Below are 15,779 nucleotides of genomic sequence, written 5' to 3'. Positions count from 1 at the left end.
GGATGCAGTGGTTTCGGATTACGCCCATTGATGTGCTGTTGTTTCGGGAAGCCAAGCCGTTTCGTCCGGGGGAGGGTTCCTGGGCTAAGGGATTGTTTCCACCGATGCCGATTACGGTGTTTCAGGCGATGCGATCGCTCCTGCCGGATTATGGTGACAAGAAGCCAGACAAACAGCAGGATTTAAGGTTTTTGGGGCCGTTTCTCTGCGATGGCAATGAGCAGCTCTGGTTGGCCACTCCCAAGGATTTGATCGGGGTGCAGTCGCGGCGGGAGGGAGAGGCGGAACCTAAGCCAGATCAGAAGCGGGCATCGGCTCCGTGGGAGTCGCTGGTGCGGTTGCAGGCGTGGAATGGAACCCAGGAGCAATCGTTGGGATTTGGGGGTGGAGTGGCTCCGATGGGGCCACCGTTACTACCGAGGGAACAAGTGGTGTGCGGTAAGCCTCAGCCCTGGATGCGGGCCGATCGACTGGCGGATTATTTGGCGGGTGCGGAGCTGGGTAAAACGGCGGATTGTGATCAGTCTTGCTGGGTCTGTGGTGATCCGTGGGATGGGCAAATTCTGCCTCACATTCAAATGGAATCCGATCGGCGGCAGGTGTTGGATGCGGATGGTTATTTTACAGAAGTGGCGGTGCGGCTGCGTTCGGGGTGGGGGTTTATGGTGGGGCTGGAGGGACTGAAGCCGGAACGGGCAAGGCAGATCAGTGAACTGAGTCAGGATGCAGCGGCGATCGTCCGGTTGGGGGGAGAGGGACATCGGGCGATCGTGTCTCCCATTTCGGAGCCGGAGCCGTGGCGGCGGTTGCAAGCCTATGAGCAGCCTGATCCGAGTTCATCTTTTGCCTATGTGCTGACTCCGGGTTTGGCTCAGGTGGAGGCGGATCATCCGATCTATGGGCTTTGTCCTCACGAGTGGCAGGGATTGGTGCAGGGGTATGTGGGGGATAAGCAACTGTTGTGGGGTGGGGTGCGGCAGGTGTGGCGACGACGCAATCCGGATGATCCAGCGCAGGCTGTGGCGGAGTTTGGGCTGTTGCCGCAACGGGCGTTTGTGCCGCCAGGGACGGTGTATGTGTTTGGGGAGGAGTTGCCGGAAGTGCGGCGATTGTTGCCAGGTCAGAGTCGGCAGAGGGAGATGTTTGAAACGCTGAATTATGGAAAATTGTTGTGGGGAACTAGAAAATCATGAGTAGATTGCGATTAGGTTATTTGTATGCGTTGTCACCACTTCATCCCGGTGGTGAGGGGGATTTAGGCAATATTTTGGATATTGTGCGAGAAACGCATACCAATTTTCCCTATCTGCCGGGTTCATCGCTGCGGGGGTGTTTGCGGGATGAGGTCAATTTCAGTGGAGATCCAGAGGCAAGGACGATCGCCGATCGGCTGTTTGGGAAAGAGTTAGATACTAGCACTGGGAATATGGGGGTTCATCAGGTTTGGTTTGGGGATGCGCGGTTGCTCTGGGTGCCGATGCGGACGATGGAGTTGCAGGGGAAGGGGGATGCCTTTACCTGGGTCAGTTGTCATACGCTGATTCGAGATCATGCGTTGCTGTCGGGTCAGGGAAAGGCTTTACCCACGTTGCCGAACACGCCAGTTGGAACGCGCACAGGGACTTATTGGGTGGCGGATTCTCAAATTACAGTGGGAGCAATGCCGAATGGTTTGCGTGAAGCAACAAATCTGCCTCAATGGGCCTCATCGCTGGAGGGGGAAGTAAAATCCACCTGGGATGAGTGTCGGATTATTTTGCCGGATGATGATTTTGATGTGTTGATGGAACACGCGCTGTGGACGCAAATCCGCAATAAGCTAACCCCAGAGGACAGCACAAACGGTAAAACTCAGCCTGGATCAGCCGAGGTGTTTTGGACGGATATCTGCATTCCCAGAGATGCCATTCTGTATTTTGCCTGGGGCTACCGCAAAGATACGCCTGTGCGGCAAAGCGATCATGAGGTCTTGATGTCTGTGGTGAATGCGCTATTTCAAGTGGGTGGCCAGGCTAATATTGGGCGCGGTTGGGTGCAGGGCTGGGTGACGGATCAGAGTCGTCCTGAAAATAGCCAGGGGATTGAGGGGCAAACTGAAGCGGGTTCAGCAGTGGAGCGATCGATGCCAACGGTAGCAGGGAGTTGAGATGGGCAAGAAAAATAAGTATAAGCAAGGAAATTCACCCACACCCAGCAACCGCATGACGGACAAATTATCGAGTGCTGCAACACCTGTGCCAACCCCTGCTGGCGCGACTCCACCTCAGCCTCCCCATCCGACGACCCCTGCTCCCGAAGCGGCTCCAGCATTGCAACCGTTGCAACCGGAACAGATGAGCCTGGCAGCCTATGGTCATATTCAGGAGTGTTTGAAGGATAAACAGGTTGAGTTTCTTAAAAAGGAAGATGTCACGGCTGTAGTGCAACTGGCTCAACATTTGCGGGTGTTTGGGTTGCTTTCAGCGGTGGGTTATGTCAGACACGCGAGAGAGGGCAAAATTCGGGAGCGGATTCGACCGATGTGGACTCCGCTGCTGTGGCGGTTAGTCTGTGGGGATGAAGTAAGACCTAAACAGGAGAAAGCAGCTCGCCAGGCGTTGATGAATGTGACCTATACCTTGTCTACAGAAGACCCGAAGGGATACATGGTGAAGTGGCGACAGGGAATGAAGCTAGCGAATCATTGGAATTTTTGGGCGAGAGCCTGTCAGGAGGAGACGGATGAACAACCCCCCGAGAAACAAGGCACCGAAGACGGAAACTCTGCTGGTTGAGTTACTTCAGCAACAGCATCAAGACCGATCGCCCCATCTGTTTAAGCGAGGTACGTTTACGCTGGCGTGGCGGGCGAAGGTGGGTTCGTTTCCGTTTCCTAATCTGGAAACGATCGTTTCGGCGGCTGAACCCTGTGGACGGTTTGATTGGCGATCGCAAAACAATGTGGATCGATTTCAGTATCATCTACCGCCACCTATCAATGAAAAGTCTGAAGCGGTTCCAGAATATTTTGGTGATTTGAACGATCTGGTGAAGAAGCACAGGACATTAAAGCTCAATGGGTACATTCCAGGGTCAGCCATTCGGGGCATTGTGCGGGCGTGGGCGATGCAGCGTCCTGAACTTCGCAGGGAGGCGATCCGGCTTTTGGGACAGCAGGTGAATGATCAGATCATGCCTGGAAAGATTGTGTTTCTGGATGCCTGGCCCGATCAAACCCACCCTTTAACCATTGATGTGGTGAATCCTCAGGAGAAATTTCAGGTTTATCACGATAATAGTGAACAGCCTGCGCCCCATGCGCTGTATGCCCTGGGTGATGGATTAACCCCTGTTCCCTTCACGGTTGCGATTCGTGGAATTCCTGGGAAAGCCAGTCCTGAAGCGGTAAATACGGTCTGGGGATGGATTGAGCAAGCATTGGCGGAGCATGGATTGGGAGGACGCACGGCATCAGGATACGGGATGCTGGAATCTGCACAGGACACAACCTCTGCGCCTGATCCCACTCATCCGGTTCAACGTTTTGATTTTACGCTGTACTCCCAGGGGGTTGAAGGGGCAATTCCAAGACAGATAGAACTGCGACCTTCCCATTGGCGGGGATGGCTGCGATCGTGGACGTTGCGCTTTTTGCTGGGGGTGATGGCGGAAAGGAATGCCAAGGTGATTTTGGAGGGTTTGTTTGGCACGCTTGAATCAACCGAAGATGGCAAACATCGTCAGGGCTGTGTGCGGATTCAGTTGTTGCCCAGGAAACCGGGAGCGCCTTGGGGGGAGTCGTCAAAACTGGAGGAGTCAAAATCGTCGGGCGGATCAAGCTCAAAGCAACCCAACCCTGATTTTTATATCTGGAAAGGGCAGATTCAGATGAGTGCGCCTGCGGATATTTTGGAATCGGTTTTATTGCCGATCGTGCAGATCGCAATGAGTGTAGGGGGGGTGGGGCGCGGGTGGCGTAGACCCCTACACTTTTTCATGGGAAAAGATAGAAACGGGAATTCTAAGAAATATTCCAGGGGAACCCACTTGGTTTTCAGCAAAGTTGGTGACTCCCACCTTGATGAATTGCGACTCAACCAGGATCAATGGAAGGCGCTTTATGATCGATGGGTTGAGGCAGTGCGGGCAAAGTGGGGCGATCGGGGTGAGCCGGACAATCTAGCTGCTGAAGTGTTTTCACCCAAGACTTGCGCGGTTTTTGCAGTGCCAGGGCCAACTGAGGAGCCGATCGATTTTGATGGCACACGCTCAAGCCGGGGAAATCAGCAGATGAGCCGTTCAATGGCTTTTGCACGGGGAGCACGTCCAGGGCAGCAGCAGTCTAACCCAAGTTCCAGCGGTGAAGCACAACGCTCGTCTGTCATTCAGTGGACGGTGACTTCTTCTGAGAAAACGCGGGGAAAAGGTTTGGATCTTGTTTACAAGACTTCGGAATCTAAGCCACCCAGAAACTACAAACGCAATCCTGATGTGGGGGGTAAAGCGGCGGCTGGTGGATCAAAGTCATCTTTTTGTTCCTGGGTCAGCATTCGACGAGTCGATGTCCCTCATCCAACGGTGGAAACCGAGACTCAAGAGGTGGTGTGTTTGTTTTTGGGTGGACAAACGGCTCAGGGCTATCATCCCGATCGCTATCAATTTCTCAGGGATTTAGGGGGGATAGAAGGTTCTCAGCATTTATTTGGTGTTCCTGCTCCTGCTCAAACTTGAGACTGAGGAATGTGGATGAAGTCACAACTTGAGATTGGGGATTGTGGATGAAGTCATCTGGGCAATCATGCCAACTGGTTGACTGGGCGGGCAGGATGCCCACCCCACAAGAGTGTCAGGTCATTCGCCAACTGGTTGACTGGGCGGGCAGGATGCCCACCCCACAAGAAGGTCAGGTCATTTGATTCGCGTTCCTTAGCAAAATGTTGACAAAATAGTTGATTTAATAGGTTTTTTCTATGCGTACAAAGAATCAAGCAACGATTCCTGATTGGCTGAAGTGGTTTACGCTTGGTTTGGTCATTTTTGCTTCTGTGGCGGTCATTATTGTTTCGGTAAGATTAACTCCAGCGTCTAATCAAGTGGGACAGATTGATTCGGAGGTGTTGGCCCGACAGCTAGAGTTTATCCTCAGAATGAACAGTGCTTTTCTAGGTTTTCTAGGGATTATTGGTGCGCTGTTGGTTTGGTTTTTTAAGAATAATCTTGAGGATGCGAAGGTGGTGGCCAGCACTATGGTGAGGGAGGAACTCGATCGCCATATTCAAGCGAAAATTCAGGAGGAGTTTCGCTTCTGGGAGCTGAGTTTGCGGACGGAGCGGGTGATTGGGCAAACGCTGGTGGACTACTATTTGCCGAATGGCAGTCAGGAACCACCTGAATTTTTTCTGGTCAGAAATCGTGGGTTTCGTCAGGTATCATTTTGTAGCCGACTCAGGGAAGTAAGGCGTTCTGAAACCGCATCTGATGTGGTGATTTTTGATGCCCAAAACTGGGAAAATGATCAGGGGGAGCGTGTCGTCAAGCTAACAGAAAAAGGTTGGTTAGTTGATGAGAGCGAAAAACAAGTTAAACAGCAAATTGATGAATTGCGAAAAATATTGCCGAATTATGCAGTTTTGGTAGTATATGTACGTGGCATTGTCGGTTATTTGAATGATCCAAAGTTTGAGTCTGTATATGTACTACCTGCGAACAATCAGGTAACGCTTTTAGGTCATGCGGCAAACGGAGCCTTTGTTGCGAGTGCCGATCGCAATCCCAGTCGATCGCAGTACTAACCGATCGCACCTGTGAGGATGAGGGGAGCCAGGAAGCAGATGGTTTGGGAAGGAACGGATCGAGGGTTAGACCGGGAAAAGTCGATCGCTTTGCGAGGCTCAAGCAAAATGGCTGAAAGGCTGATTGTTTCGTCGGGAGCCTCGATGCCTGATGAATCAAGGGTTTTGGGCGATCGGGGGGTGGGCTTGTTGGAAAAAAACCGGGCTTATTGCGAATGGATAAATGAGCCTCGCAAACCGGGTCTAGAATGTAGGGGTGGCCAGGCTCCTGGAGCCAGGGGTCGCGGACTTCTTCGGAAGTCGAATTAATGGAAACTGGGATGAGAGGATCAGTAGTGCTTGACATGAGGATGTCGCGGACTTCTTCGGAAGTCGAATTAATGGAAACTTTTGAGTAGTCGAAACACTTTGACATCTAGACCATCGTCGCGGACTTCTTCGGAAGTCGAATTAATGGAAACAAATCAGACTCAACGTCAAACAATGCGGGGATTTGTTGTCGCGGACTTCTTCGGAAGTCGAATTAATGGAAACCATACTGATCACGCCCACCTTTGGCTCACCACACTTGTCGCGGACTTCTTCGGAAGTCGAATTAATGGAAACTCCAGTTGTTTGGGTTGTGCGCCCCATCAGGATGCTGAGTCGCGGACTTCTTCGGAAGTCGAATTAATGGAAACTGTGAAGCGGCGACGGGGGGAAGCGCGTGCGTATATAGTCCGGGTCGCGGACTTCTTCGGAAGTCGAATTAATGGAAACACACACTAACAAAAGTGTTTTCTGTCCAGGTATCTTCCCTAGATAAAGTCGCGGACTTCTTCGGAAGTCGAATTAATGGAAACCACTATCAACTCAACTTATACAAACGTAAAAACCATGCCTTCTAGTCGCGGACTTCTTCGGAAGTCGAATTAATGGAAACCGACCTGGGGGCGGACATCATACAAAACACTGATTTGAGGGTCGCGGACTTCTTCGGAAGTCGAATTAATGGAAACGCTCCTTCCTCAACTTCCTCATACAACATCGACCCCAACTGTCGCGGACTTCTTCGGAAGTCGAATTAATGGAAACGAGATCTGCTGCGCCAAGTACAGCTCCTTGGCTGAAGCGTCGCGGACTTCTTCGGAAGTCGAATTAATGGAAACTGAGTTCTTGCATAGTCTCGGTCAGGATATCCCCTAGAAGTCGCGGACTTCTTCGGAAGTCGAATTAATGGAAACCAAGGGGTTATTTATAGCTGGCATGATTGTATGGTTCCGTCGCGGACTTCTTCGGAAGTCGAATTAATGGAAACAGTACTTGGCTGGAGGGTGTCCGTTGGGTAATAGTTCGTCGCGGACTTCTTCGGAAGTCGAATTAATGGAAACATTATGTGTTGACGTTGCGCCCACAGTAGGGCATCTTCTCTGTCGCGGACTTCTTCGGAAGTCGAATTAATGGAAACAGCATGACACCATGCATCGGTTACTGGAGTGATGAAGGGGTCGCGGACTTCTTCGGAAGTCGAATTAATGGAAACTGATTCGCGCAATGGGTTTGCCGGACGGCTTCAACCTCAGTCGCGGACTTCTTCGGAAGTCGAATTAATGGAAACCCCAATCACACATAACATCCAGGTTAGAACTGATTGGTCGCGGACTTCTTCGGAAGTCGAATTAATGGAAACGAGTAGGTAGTTGTACTCACCGTACTTCTTCGCCCCTTGTCGCGGACTTCTTCGGAAGTCGAATTAATGGAAACACATCAATAACGTATAGATCCGCATTAGGGTCATTACGGAAGAGTCGCGGACTTCTTCGGAAGTCGAATTAATGGAAACTCGGTTAGTGCCCAGCACACCAGAGCCGTAGGTCTTGAGTCGCGGACTTCTTCGGAAGTCGAATTAATGGAAACCTGCGGTTCATCCAGTCCGCCCAATCGTCCATAGAAGCCGTCGCGGACTTCTTCGGAAGTCGAATTAATGGAAACCGGTAATATCCCATATCTTCCCAATGTGTACCTCGGTCGCGGACTTCTTCGGAAGTCGAATTAATGGAAACCAGCCAAAACACACGACTTGCCTACATTTCCGCCCGATAAACTCGTCGCGGACTTCTTCGGAAGTCGAATTAATGGAAACTCAACAAATAACTCGATCGCCAACTCATACAGCGATTCGTCGCGGACTTCTTCGGAAGTCGAATTAATGGAAACCTCCTCTAACCCTGTAATGCAAGATTGTATAGATACAGGGTCGCGGACTTCTTCGGAAGTCGAATTAATGGAAACTTCGTGACAAAGTATCGGCGGCAGGTGTTGACAACCCCAAGTCGCGGACTTCTTCGGAAGTCGAATTAATGGAAACGGCACGTTCAGCGCGGCTAAGAGCTTTGTCCTTGCCTGTGTCGCGGACTTCTTCGGAAGTCGAATTAATGGAAACCCAGCACCGGACGAACGAACACCGTACTCAATCACCTGTCGCGGACTTCTTCGGAAGTCGAATTAATGGAAACATGAGTACGAGCGTTCGGGTCAACTGTTTGACGATGCCAGTCGCGGACTTCTTCGGAAGTCGAATTAATGGAAACTTTATGTGCGTTCTCCCTGAGAAATTCTAGGAACAACAAGTCGCGGACTTCTTCGGAAGTCGAATTAATGGAAACAATCTACCTTGACTGTTCTCTGGAATCTCTACAAACAAGTCGCGGACTTCTTCGGAAGTCGAATTAATGGAAACACTGTTGCTCGTGCATTTGTTCCTGTCCATTGATGAAGTCGCGGACTTCTTCGGAAGTCGAATTAATGGAAACAAGTCCATACTGTGCCTCTTGGTCGGTTACGTTTACCTCTGTCGCGGACTTCTTCGGAAGTCGAATTAATGGAAACTGAGCAGGATGGTTCCGCCCGATGGGTCACGCTTGAGTCGCGGACTTCTTCGGAAGTCGAATTAATGGAAACGCAATAAAGGGTTAACTCTCCCTAAGGAACTGATCACGTCGCGGACTTCTTCGGAAGTCGAATTAATGGAAACGTATTACCATTGGCGAAACTTGCCGCGTTCTCTACTAGGGTCGCGGACTTCTTCGGAAGTCGAATTAATGGAAACGTTACCAATACTCCTGGATGATAACTGAGTGCTACCACTGTCGCGGACTTCTTCGGAAGTCGAATTAATGGAAACCCGTTGTTGCTTTCTCTGCGCTGTGATTTTTTTATTTCGTTCAAGTCGCGGACTTCTTCGGAAGTCGAATTAATGGAAACGTGATGTTGTTCTCGTTTGCAAAATCGACCACTTCTCAAAACTTCTTCGGAAGTTGACTTAATGGAAACCCCAGAAGGCTAAGCATCACGTCAACGAGTGAAGGAACCTCAAAACTTCTTCGGAAGTTGACTTAATGGAAACACTCCGTTCTTGGCACCTGTTACAGGGTTTGCCTCTCAAAACTTCTTCGGAAGTTGACTTAATGGAAACGCTTTGAAAGTGTGAAGATTGAAGAGGGAGGTCGGAAGAAAAGAAAAAAGAAGGATAATTAGGCGATCGAGTCTGGAATCCAGAAGTGAATGGGCGATCGGTTTTAGAATAAGAGGGTGTTTGAAAAGTTTTCTGTTGTGCTTTTGGGCACCTTAGATCCCCCCTAACCCCCCTTAAAAAGGGGGGAACCGAACTCAAAGTCCCCCTTATTAAGGGGGATTTAGGGGGATCCAAACCGTTTTGCTACCAACAGCAGGACTTTTAAAACATCTTCTAAAGAACGAACAGCGATCGGATTTGGAATGGAGAAGTGAATGGGCGATCGGAGGAACTGTAAATTTTACTGTGCCTGTTGACCCGCCACACCACCCGCGAATGAATGGCGGGCTATGAAAGCAAGTCCATTGAAATGGACTCAAACTCCCTCTCAGCCTGATTGATCAGACTGGTTCAGGTAGCCTGCGATTGATCTGTGGCGATCGGAAAATCGAAGCTGACAGGGAAATGACACAAAAATTGTGACAGACGGACTGAAGGCGATCGGGTTCATTCTTCTTTCCCTCTTCCCTCTTCTCTCTTCCTCCTTCCCTCTAAGCATCAACTACAATAGTTTTTAAGCATATCCATACCCAAACCCTTCCCATGCCTCGTCTGACACTGGATTTAACAACCTCCGCATCGCTTTTAGGAACTGAACCTGAATTACTGCTGCAATTTATCCAGCGCGAGCAGATTCCTGGGGTCTTGTTTTTTGATGCCCAGCCAAAGGTTTCAGTCTTTACCTTGGCGAATTTACTTAACACTACCCCTGAAGCGTTAATGGAATGGCTGGAGGATGAAGCCTTGGCGGAATGGATTGAGGAAGTAAACGAAGATGAATGGTTTGAGGGAGAAGCAGGGAAAGAGCTTTATGAATCTGTAACGCCAGTAGCCTGATGTGAGCCAGACCACAGGGATCACGGATCAAATAACTTGTAGCGATCTGTAAATTTCACTGTGTTGGCTGACCCGCCACACCACCCGCGAATGAATGGCGGGCTATAAAATCAAGTCCATTCAAATGGACTGAAACCCTGCCTCAGTCTGATTGCTCAGACTTGTTCAGGTAGCCCGCGATCGATCTGCGGGCGATCGGAAAATCGAAGCCGACAGAGAATGATACAAAAATTGTGATACACGGACTGAAGGCGATCGGGTTACTTCTGCAAGCTATACGAGAAGTGCGCTAAAATTTGGACTATCCATCCACCAAGACCGTGAATTGCAATGAGTGATAAAGAAGCAGTCATTGAACTTCTGAACCGTTTGCCCTCCGAAGTAACGCTCCGTGAAATTCTTCAGGAAATCGAGTTCATCGCTGCGGTTAAAGAGGGCTTGGATGAGATTGATCAGGGACAAGGGGTGTCCGTCGAGGCGGTTGAGGGCATGATAGAAGCGTGGACTACACCATAATATTTTCTCCAAAAGCGGTTGGAGATCTGGAATCAATTGTCCGATATATTGCTTTGGACAATCCAAATTCTGCAAGGAAGGTAGGGCAAAGTCTGCTTGCAAAGACTAAGGAGTTGAGTCAGTTCCCGTTTAGGGGGCAGAAAGTGCCTGAGTTCGACAATCCCAATATTCGGCAACTGATTCTGAAGCCATATCGAATTGTTTACAGAGTTGACGAAGACAAGAAGCTTATCAGTATTGTGCGCTTTTGGCATTCATCTCAACAGAGCCTTGAACTTTAGTCTGTTTATTAACCGTTCTGAATCTGGGCAGGCAAGGCTTCGGCTTGAGCTTAGACGAAACGCTGCCCGCCCCACAGGAGTTTCCGGTTATTTGATTTTCATGCCTCACCTATCTTTTAGGTTTTTCCCTCCTTGCACTAACGCACCAACACCGTCATGTACTTTCCAGCCGCAAAGGGAGCCGGAATGATGGGGGTAAACTGAACCCGATCGGTTGCGACTCGTCGGACGTAAAGCTCATTCATGGTGAAAATCACCTGATCGCGGGTGCCGATAATCCAAAGTTGGGCCCGATCGTCTTGAGCGACGGGCAGCAGTTCATTGAACTCTGAAGACATATTTAGTTCCTCGCTGTAAATGGCGTAAGGGAAGAAAAGCTTAAGGCGTGGGGAATCGTTCCAGGAACAGCCCCCCAGACTCCTTACTGAAACAGCGAGGCGATCGATTGTCGATACATGATCTACAATCAGCACAGCCTAGCTCTCTGCTTGTACCAGAGAGTCAGGTTAGCTGGTTAGGGTTGTTGCTAGCTTCCCTAATCAGCGCAGACCTCACCTTAAGCCGGATGGGTTCACTGGCTCCTTCTCGTCGAAACAACCAGCATCGCAATAGCATAAGGGATATGCCGGGAGAAGATCAAGCGTATCCCAATACTTTTTGATGAAACTTTGTAGAGAGATTGGTTCGCAAAACACCCTTTAAGCTTCTTGAGACCGCAAGAAAGCCCTTACTCAAATCATGCTAAAGACGGATGAGACTTACAGTCGTTAGTTCAAGCATTTAAGAAAAACAAACTGTATGCAGCAGCATTAGTTATGTACATAAATAACGGATGATTGTCATGAATCGAGTTAAGAATAAAATCGTGATTGTTACGGGTGGTGCAGTTGGTATTGGTAAAGCCACTTGCACACTGTTGGCTAAAGAAGGGGCAAAGGTTGCAATTACAGACATCAAAAGTGATTTCAATGCGACGACCCACCCGATGGAATAGCTTGATGCTGTATTCCTTTTCCAAACTCTTTCTAAACTCTGGATCGCCGCACTGACAGCAGGTTGAGTGATATACAGTTCTTCAGCCGCACGGGTAAAGGGTTGATGCCCTACCACCGCAAAAAATCCGCAACTGTTCTAAAGACATTTAGACTGCGATCGTTCCCGCTGTTAATTGGATGGTTTACCGCGCCAAGGCTGGCTCCGGTGTTTCCAGATCCTTAAACAAGGGCGTACTGAGGTAGCGTTCGCCAAAGCTGGGCTGCACCATGACAATTAGCTTCCCTTCGTTCTCCGGTCGTTGACCAACTCGAATCGCTGCTGCCAATGCTGCCCCAGAGGAAATTCCAGAGAGTAACCCCTCTTCCCTGGCTAACCGTCGTCCAAAGGCGATCGCTTCTTCATCCGTGACCTGCACCACTTCATCAATCAAGTCTGTCCGCAGCACCTTCGGTACAAATCCGGCTCCAATCCCCTGAATCTTGTGGGATCCGGGTTGTCCGCCAGAGAGAATCGGACTGCTAGCGGGTTCAACGGCGATCGCCTGAAACGAGGGTTTGCGGGACTTTAAAACCTCTGCTACACCCGTCAGGGTTCCCCCCGTTCCGACTCCTGAAATCAAAATATCCACCTGGCCATCGGTGTCCTGCCAGATCTCCTCAGCCGTCGTTTCCCGGTGAATTTTCGGATTAGCCGGATTGCTAAACTGTTGCAGCATCAAGGCATGGGGTGCTTTGGCTGCAATCTCTTCCGCCCGCCGGATTGCTCCCCGCATCCCTTCCATGCCAGGGGTGAGTTCCAGTTCTGCCCCGTACCCCTTCAGCATGGCCCGCCGTTCCAAACTCATCGTATCGGGCATGGTCAAAATCAGCCGATAGCCCCGTGCCGCAGCCACCATTGCCAGAGCGATTCCCGTGTTCCCCGACGTTGGCTCCACCAGGATGGTTTTTCCCGGTTGAATTTGCCCTGTCCGTTCTGCTTCCAGCACCATGCTGACCCCAATCCGATCTTTCACCGAAGCCGCCGGATTCATACTTTCCAGCTTCACCACAATTTGCGCGACGCTACCTTCTGCCTGGGGAATGCGGTTGAGCCGAACCAGGGGCGTGTGTCCAATCAGCTCTGTAATATCATTGGCAATTTTCATCACAGTTTTCCTTTTCTTCTGAGTTTCGTTTGGGTTTCCCATGTTCCAATGCAAAACTTATAGACCAATCTCCCGGACAAAAGCCGATTCTTAACCCGTTCTAAATGTGGTACATCGGGTTGACTTGCAGTTGGTCATTGCGTCGCTGACAAAGATCCTCCAGCGTGTACCGACTGAGGATAGCTTTAAAGGCATCATCCGCCTGTTGCCAGACTTCATTGACCAAATCTCGCTCAATGCTGGAATTCGAGCCTTTCTCCTTGCGATCGCCTTCAATGGAACTGACCACTTCCAGCAGGGTAATTTGCCAGGGTTCCCGCGTCAGGATATAGCCACCCCTGGCTCCTCGCTGGCTCTGGACAATGCCACCGCGCCGCAAACTGGTGAGGATCTGTTCCAGGTAGCGGTCAGGAATCGGTTGATTCGCAGTGATTTCGTTGATTTTGATTGGTTCTCTGCGATCGGGACGGCTTGCCATTTCCAGGAGGGCAAGCAGGGCATACTCAATTCGGGCTGAGAGTTCCACGGCAATAGTATCCACTGGAAAGTCAATCATTAGAACCGCAAGCGGATAGTCACAGCAACGAATCCACCTGGGTGTGCAGAGCAAGTCGCCTCTATGGGTCTGAACAATTGGGATCTTTACCTTAAGTACGATTTGTCGATCGGTTTTAAGTTCTTTAGAAGGAACTTAATTATTATGCCATCTAAATTGGAAAATACGGTAACTTGATTGACTAAATGGTGATAATTATTTTCTAGCTGCAATGGTAGAGGACAGTGCAGGTTGCTGGTGGTGCTTTTTGTAAAGGATGAAGAAAAATTTGCGGCAGCGAGTTGAGCCAGGGGATCGGCAATGGATTAATATCCTGAATTAATATTCTGGATTGAATTCTGGGCAAATTGCTTCAAAGCGGTTTTGCGCCACCCCGCATCGGCCTTGCGATCGCACCGAACTTCCAGAACCCGAATGCCATTGGTCGGAAGCGGGTTCAGCCGTTGGATCAACTGTTTCCAGGACTGAATTTCTTCGTGGGTCACGCCGTAGGTGGCACAGAGTTGGGCAAAGTCGATCGCCTGGGGAGTGGCAAAAAATTCTTCAAAGGGGGGCTCGAACTGAGCGATGGGCAATAGCTCAAAAATCCCGCCGCCGTTGTTGTTGATTAAAACAATGGTCAGATGGCCCTGAAACTGAGGGCGCAGCAAAAAACCGTTGGTATCGTGCAGCAGAGCCAGATCCCCGGTGAGCAATACGCCACTACGATAGTGAGCCATGCCTAATGCGCTGGAGAGCGTCCCATCAATCCCGTTGGCTCCCCGATTAAAAAACGGTTGCACCTGCGTATTTCCAGGTTTCCAGAACCATTCCACATCCCGCACTGGGGTACTGTTGGCAATCCACAGGGGGGTTCCGGTGGGTAGATGCTGGGAAAGTAACCACGCCACTTTACTTTCCACCAGGGATTCTAGCTCCTGAAAGGTCGGGTCGATCGCCTGACGGACGTGAGCTTCTGCATCACACCAGTGGGTGAGATAGGGGCTGGGAGTTTGCACCTGAAGCGATAGATCCTCGGCCAGTTGCATCACCGATCGCCGCAGGTGGATCGTTTTACCGTGGAGCGGATCCAGGTTGCGATCGCCCGGATCAATGACCCACTGTCGGGGCAGCGTTCGGCTCAACCATTGCCGTAGCTCTTTACTGGTGGGCATTTCCCCGACTCGAATCACCCAATCCGGTGCGAGGGATTCCGCCCAGCCTTCATTGCGCAAAATTAAGTCATAGGTGGAAATCAAGTAGGGATTAAGATTGGCATAGTTCCGCACCGGAGACAGTCCCTCCGCCAAGACTGGCACTCCCAAGGATTTGGCCAGATGGGCGATCGCCTGACAGTAGGCTTGCGGCGATCCAGATTGAGCCACTCCCGCAATCACAATCCCGCGATCGGATTGTTCCACTTGAGACACCAGAGCCTGAAGCTTTGCCGTTTCCTGCCACTCAGCCCGTTCCTGGGTCAACCCATCTTCGATCGCTGCAAAAAATTCTGACTCATCAAACCGATCGCCCAATGCCTGAGCTTCTGCCTGGGGAATGGGGGCTAAGGGTTCACGGAATGGAATATTGAGATGCACACAGCCCGGAGTTGGATAGAGCGATCGTTCCCAGGCTTGAATCACCGTTTGGCGCAGGTAGCCTAGTAAATCTGGCGCAAGATCGGGCAGAGCTAGTTCGCTGTAATGATTGACATAGGAACCATAGAGCTTTTGCTGATCGATCGCCTGCCCTGCATTACAGGCCCGCAACTCTGGAGGACGATCGGCCGTCAGCACCAGCAAGGGCACACCGCTTTCCTTCGCTTCAATCACAGCCGGGTAAAAGTTCGCACCTGCCGTTCCAGAGGTACAGATCAAAGCCACAGGCCGATGAGTTTGACGGGCCATTCCCAGGGCAAAAAATGCGGCCGATCGCTCATCTAAAACCGGAATTGCTTCAATCTGAGGATGTTGGGCCAAGGCAATGGTCAACGGAGCAGAACGGGAACCAGGGCAGACGATCGCGGTGGTTAACCCTAAGCGATACAGGGTTTCTACTAGAATGGATGCCCAAACTGAATTGACGTTAGTAAACTGAATTGACATAGCAGTTGAAGCGTGGCACAGGCACAGTTTTTTCGATGAGTGTA

At 50.5% G+C, this 15,779-nt stretch carries 13 protein-coding genes, 1 pseudogene and 1 CRISPR repeat array; of the genes and pseudogenes, 9 read left to right on the top strand and 5 right to left on the bottom strand.

The window, feature by feature from the left end:
• Positions 1-2 precede the first annotated feature (2 nt).
• From ACM1PF_RS10330 to ACM1PF_RS10295, 8 genes are all read left to right on the top strand, one after another.
• Positions 3-1,193, top strand: a complete 1,191-nt coding sequence (locus ACM1PF_RS10330) for a type III-B CRISPR module-associated Cmr3 family protein (RefSeq protein WP_416674384.1) — start codon at positions 3-5, stop codon at positions 1,191-1,193.
• Complete coding sequence (locus tag ACM1PF_RS10325) at positions 1,190-2,146, top strand: RAMP superfamily CRISPR-associated protein (RefSeq protein WP_416674383.1); 957 nt, start codon at positions 1,190-1,192, stop codon at positions 2,144-2,146. Before ACM1PF_RS10330 ends, ACM1PF_RS10325 begins: the two co-directional genes overlap by 4 nt.
• A 1-nt stretch (position 2,147) precedes the next feature.
• Positions 2,148-2,774 (top strand): hypothetical protein, encoded by a 627-nt coding sequence (locus tag ACM1PF_RS10320; protein WP_416674382.1) that lies wholly within the window; start codon positions 2,148-2,150, stop codon positions 2,772-2,774.
• Positions 2,722-4,710 (top strand): RAMP superfamily CRISPR-associated protein, encoded by a 1,989-nt coding sequence (locus ACM1PF_RS10315; protein WP_416674381.1) that lies wholly within the window; start codon positions 2,722-2,724, stop codon positions 4,708-4,710. The genes ACM1PF_RS10320 and ACM1PF_RS10315 overlap by 53 nt, the downstream gene beginning before the upstream one ends.
• 239 nt (positions 4,711-4,949) lie before the next feature.
• Entirely contained in the window at positions 4,950-5,771 is an 822-nt protein-coding gene (locus ACM1PF_RS10310) for a hypothetical protein (protein ID WP_416674380.1), read from the top strand.
• A gap of 280 nt (positions 5,772-6,051) precedes the next feature.
• Positions 6,052-9,014: direct repeats of the CRISPR family, unit length 36 nt; unit sequence GTCGCGGACTTCTTCGGAAGTCGAATTAATGGAAAC.
• Positions 9,015-9,867: 853 nt separating this feature from the next.
• Positions 9,868-10,161: a hypothetical protein gene (locus tag ACM1PF_RS10305; protein ID WP_416674379.1), complete on the top strand. Its 294-nt coding sequence runs from the start codon at positions 9,868-9,870 to the stop codon at positions 10,159-10,161.
• Positions 10,162-10,491: 330 nt separating this feature from the next.
• A complete protein-coding gene (locus ACM1PF_RS10300; RefSeq protein WP_416674378.1) occupies positions 10,492-10,677 on the top strand; it encodes a hypothetical protein in 186 nt (61 codons plus the stop codon).
• Positions 10,662-10,958 carry a type II toxin-antitoxin system RelE/ParE family toxin gene (locus tag ACM1PF_RS10295; RefSeq protein ID WP_416674377.1) on the top strand — a complete coding sequence of 99 codons (297 nt, stop codon included), beginning with the start codon at positions 10,662-10,664 and terminating at the stop codon, positions 10,956-10,958. Before ACM1PF_RS10300 ends, ACM1PF_RS10295 begins: the two co-directional genes overlap by 16 nt.
• 137 nt (positions 10,959-11,095) lie before the next feature.
• On the opposite strand, the gene ACM1PF_RS10290 is transcribed toward ACM1PF_RS10295, so the two are convergent.
• Positions 11,096-11,296, bottom strand: a complete 201-nt coding sequence (locus ACM1PF_RS10290) for a hypothetical protein (protein WP_416674376.1) — start codon at positions 11,294-11,296, stop codon at positions 11,096-11,098.
• A 494-nt stretch (positions 11,297-11,790) separates the two neighbouring features.
• On the opposite strand from ACM1PF_RS10290, the gene ACM1PF_RS10285 reads away from it, so the two are divergent.
• Positions 11,791-11,952 (top strand): SDR family NAD(P)-dependent oxidoreductase, encoded by a 162-nt coding sequence (locus ACM1PF_RS10285; protein ID WP_416676615.1) that lies wholly within the window; start codon positions 11,791-11,793, stop codon positions 11,950-11,952.
• Here the strand turns inward: ACM1PF_RS10285 and ACM1PF_RS10280 are convergent.
• The 4 genes and pseudogenes from ACM1PF_RS10280 to menD all read right to left on the bottom strand — a co-directional run.
• Positions 11,917-12,099: pseudogene (locus ACM1PF_RS10280) on the bottom strand (LysR family transcriptional regulator); the annotation flags it as partial. The gene ACM1PF_RS10285 and the pseudogene ACM1PF_RS10280 sit on opposite strands and share 36 nt — an antisense overlap.
• Positions 12,100-12,135: 36 nt before the next feature.
• On the bottom strand, positions 12,136-13,098 hold the full coding sequence (gene cysK, locus ACM1PF_RS10275; RefSeq protein WP_416674375.1) for a cysteine synthase A: 963 nt from the start codon (positions 13,096-13,098) through the stop codon (positions 12,136-12,138).
• A gap of 100 nt (positions 13,099-13,198) precedes the next feature.
• A complete protein-coding gene (locus tag ACM1PF_RS10270) occupies positions 13,199-13,654 on the bottom strand; it encodes an RrF2 family transcriptional regulator (RefSeq protein ID WP_416674374.1) in 456 nt (151 codons plus the stop codon).
• Between the two features lie 305 nt (positions 13,655-13,959).
• Entirely contained in the window at positions 13,960-15,735 is a 1,776-nt protein-coding gene (gene menD / locus ACM1PF_RS10265) for a 2-succinyl-5-enolpyruvyl-6-hydroxy-3-cyclohexene-1-carboxylic-acid synthase (RefSeq protein WP_416674373.1), read from the bottom strand.
• Between the last annotated feature and the right edge of the window lie 44 nt (positions 15,736-15,779).

The sequence above is a fragment of the Egbenema bharatensis FJBBOT/2019 genome, assembly GCF_048077055.1.
GTDB lineage: Bacteria > Cyanobacteriota > Cyanobacteriia > Elainellales > Elainellaceae > Egbenema > Egbenema bharatensis.
The sequence above is the reverse complement of the archived record's forward strand: the minus strand, read 5'-3'. Positions and strand labels throughout refer to the sequence as shown.

Excerpts from the sequence above, each read along its gene's own strand:
- ACM1PF_RS10330 (WP_416674384.1), top strand. The coding sequence starts at position 3 with ATGCAGTGGTTTCGGATTACGCCCATTGATGTGCTGTTGTTTCGGGAA.
- ACM1PF_RS10325 (WP_416674383.1), top strand. The coding sequence starts at position 1,190 with ATGAGTAGATTGCGATTAGGTTATTTGTATGCGTTGTCACCACTTCAT.
- ACM1PF_RS10320 (WP_416674382.1), top strand. The coding sequence starts at position 2,148 with ATGGGCAAGAAAAATAAGTATAAGCAAGGAAATTCACCCACACCCAGC.
- ACM1PF_RS10315 (WP_416674381.1), top strand. The coding sequence starts at position 2,722 with ATGAACAACCCCCCGAGAAACAAGGCACCGAAGACGGAAACTCTGCTG.
- ACM1PF_RS10310 (WP_416674380.1), top strand. The coding sequence starts at position 4,950 with ATGCGTACAAAGAATCAAGCAACGATTCCTGATTGGCTGAAGTGGTTT.
- ACM1PF_RS10305 (WP_416674379.1), top strand. The coding sequence starts at position 9,868 with ATGCCTCGTCTGACACTGGATTTAACAACCTCCGCATCGCTTTTAGGA.
- ACM1PF_RS10300 (WP_416674378.1), top strand. The coding sequence starts at position 10,492 with ATGAGTGATAAAGAAGCAGTCATTGAACTTCTGAACCGTTTGCCCTCC.
- ACM1PF_RS10290 (WP_416674376.1), bottom strand. The coding sequence starts at position 11,296 with ATGTCTTCAGAGTTCAATGAACTGCTGCCCGTCGCTCAAGACGATCGG.
- ACM1PF_RS10285 (WP_416676615.1), top strand. The coding sequence starts at position 11,791 with ATGATTGTCATGAATCGAGTTAAGAATAAAATCGTGATTGTTACGGGT.
- cysK (WP_416674375.1), bottom strand. The coding sequence starts at position 13,098 with ATGAAAATTGCCAATGATATTACAGAGCTGATTGGACACACGCCCCTG.
- ACM1PF_RS10270 (WP_416674374.1), bottom strand. The coding sequence starts at position 13,654 with ATGATTGACTTTCCAGTGGATACTATTGCCGTGGAACTCTCAGCCCGA.
- menD (WP_416674373.1), bottom strand. The coding sequence starts at position 15,735 with ATGTCAATTCAGTTTACTAACGTCAATTCAGTTTGGGCATCCATTCTA.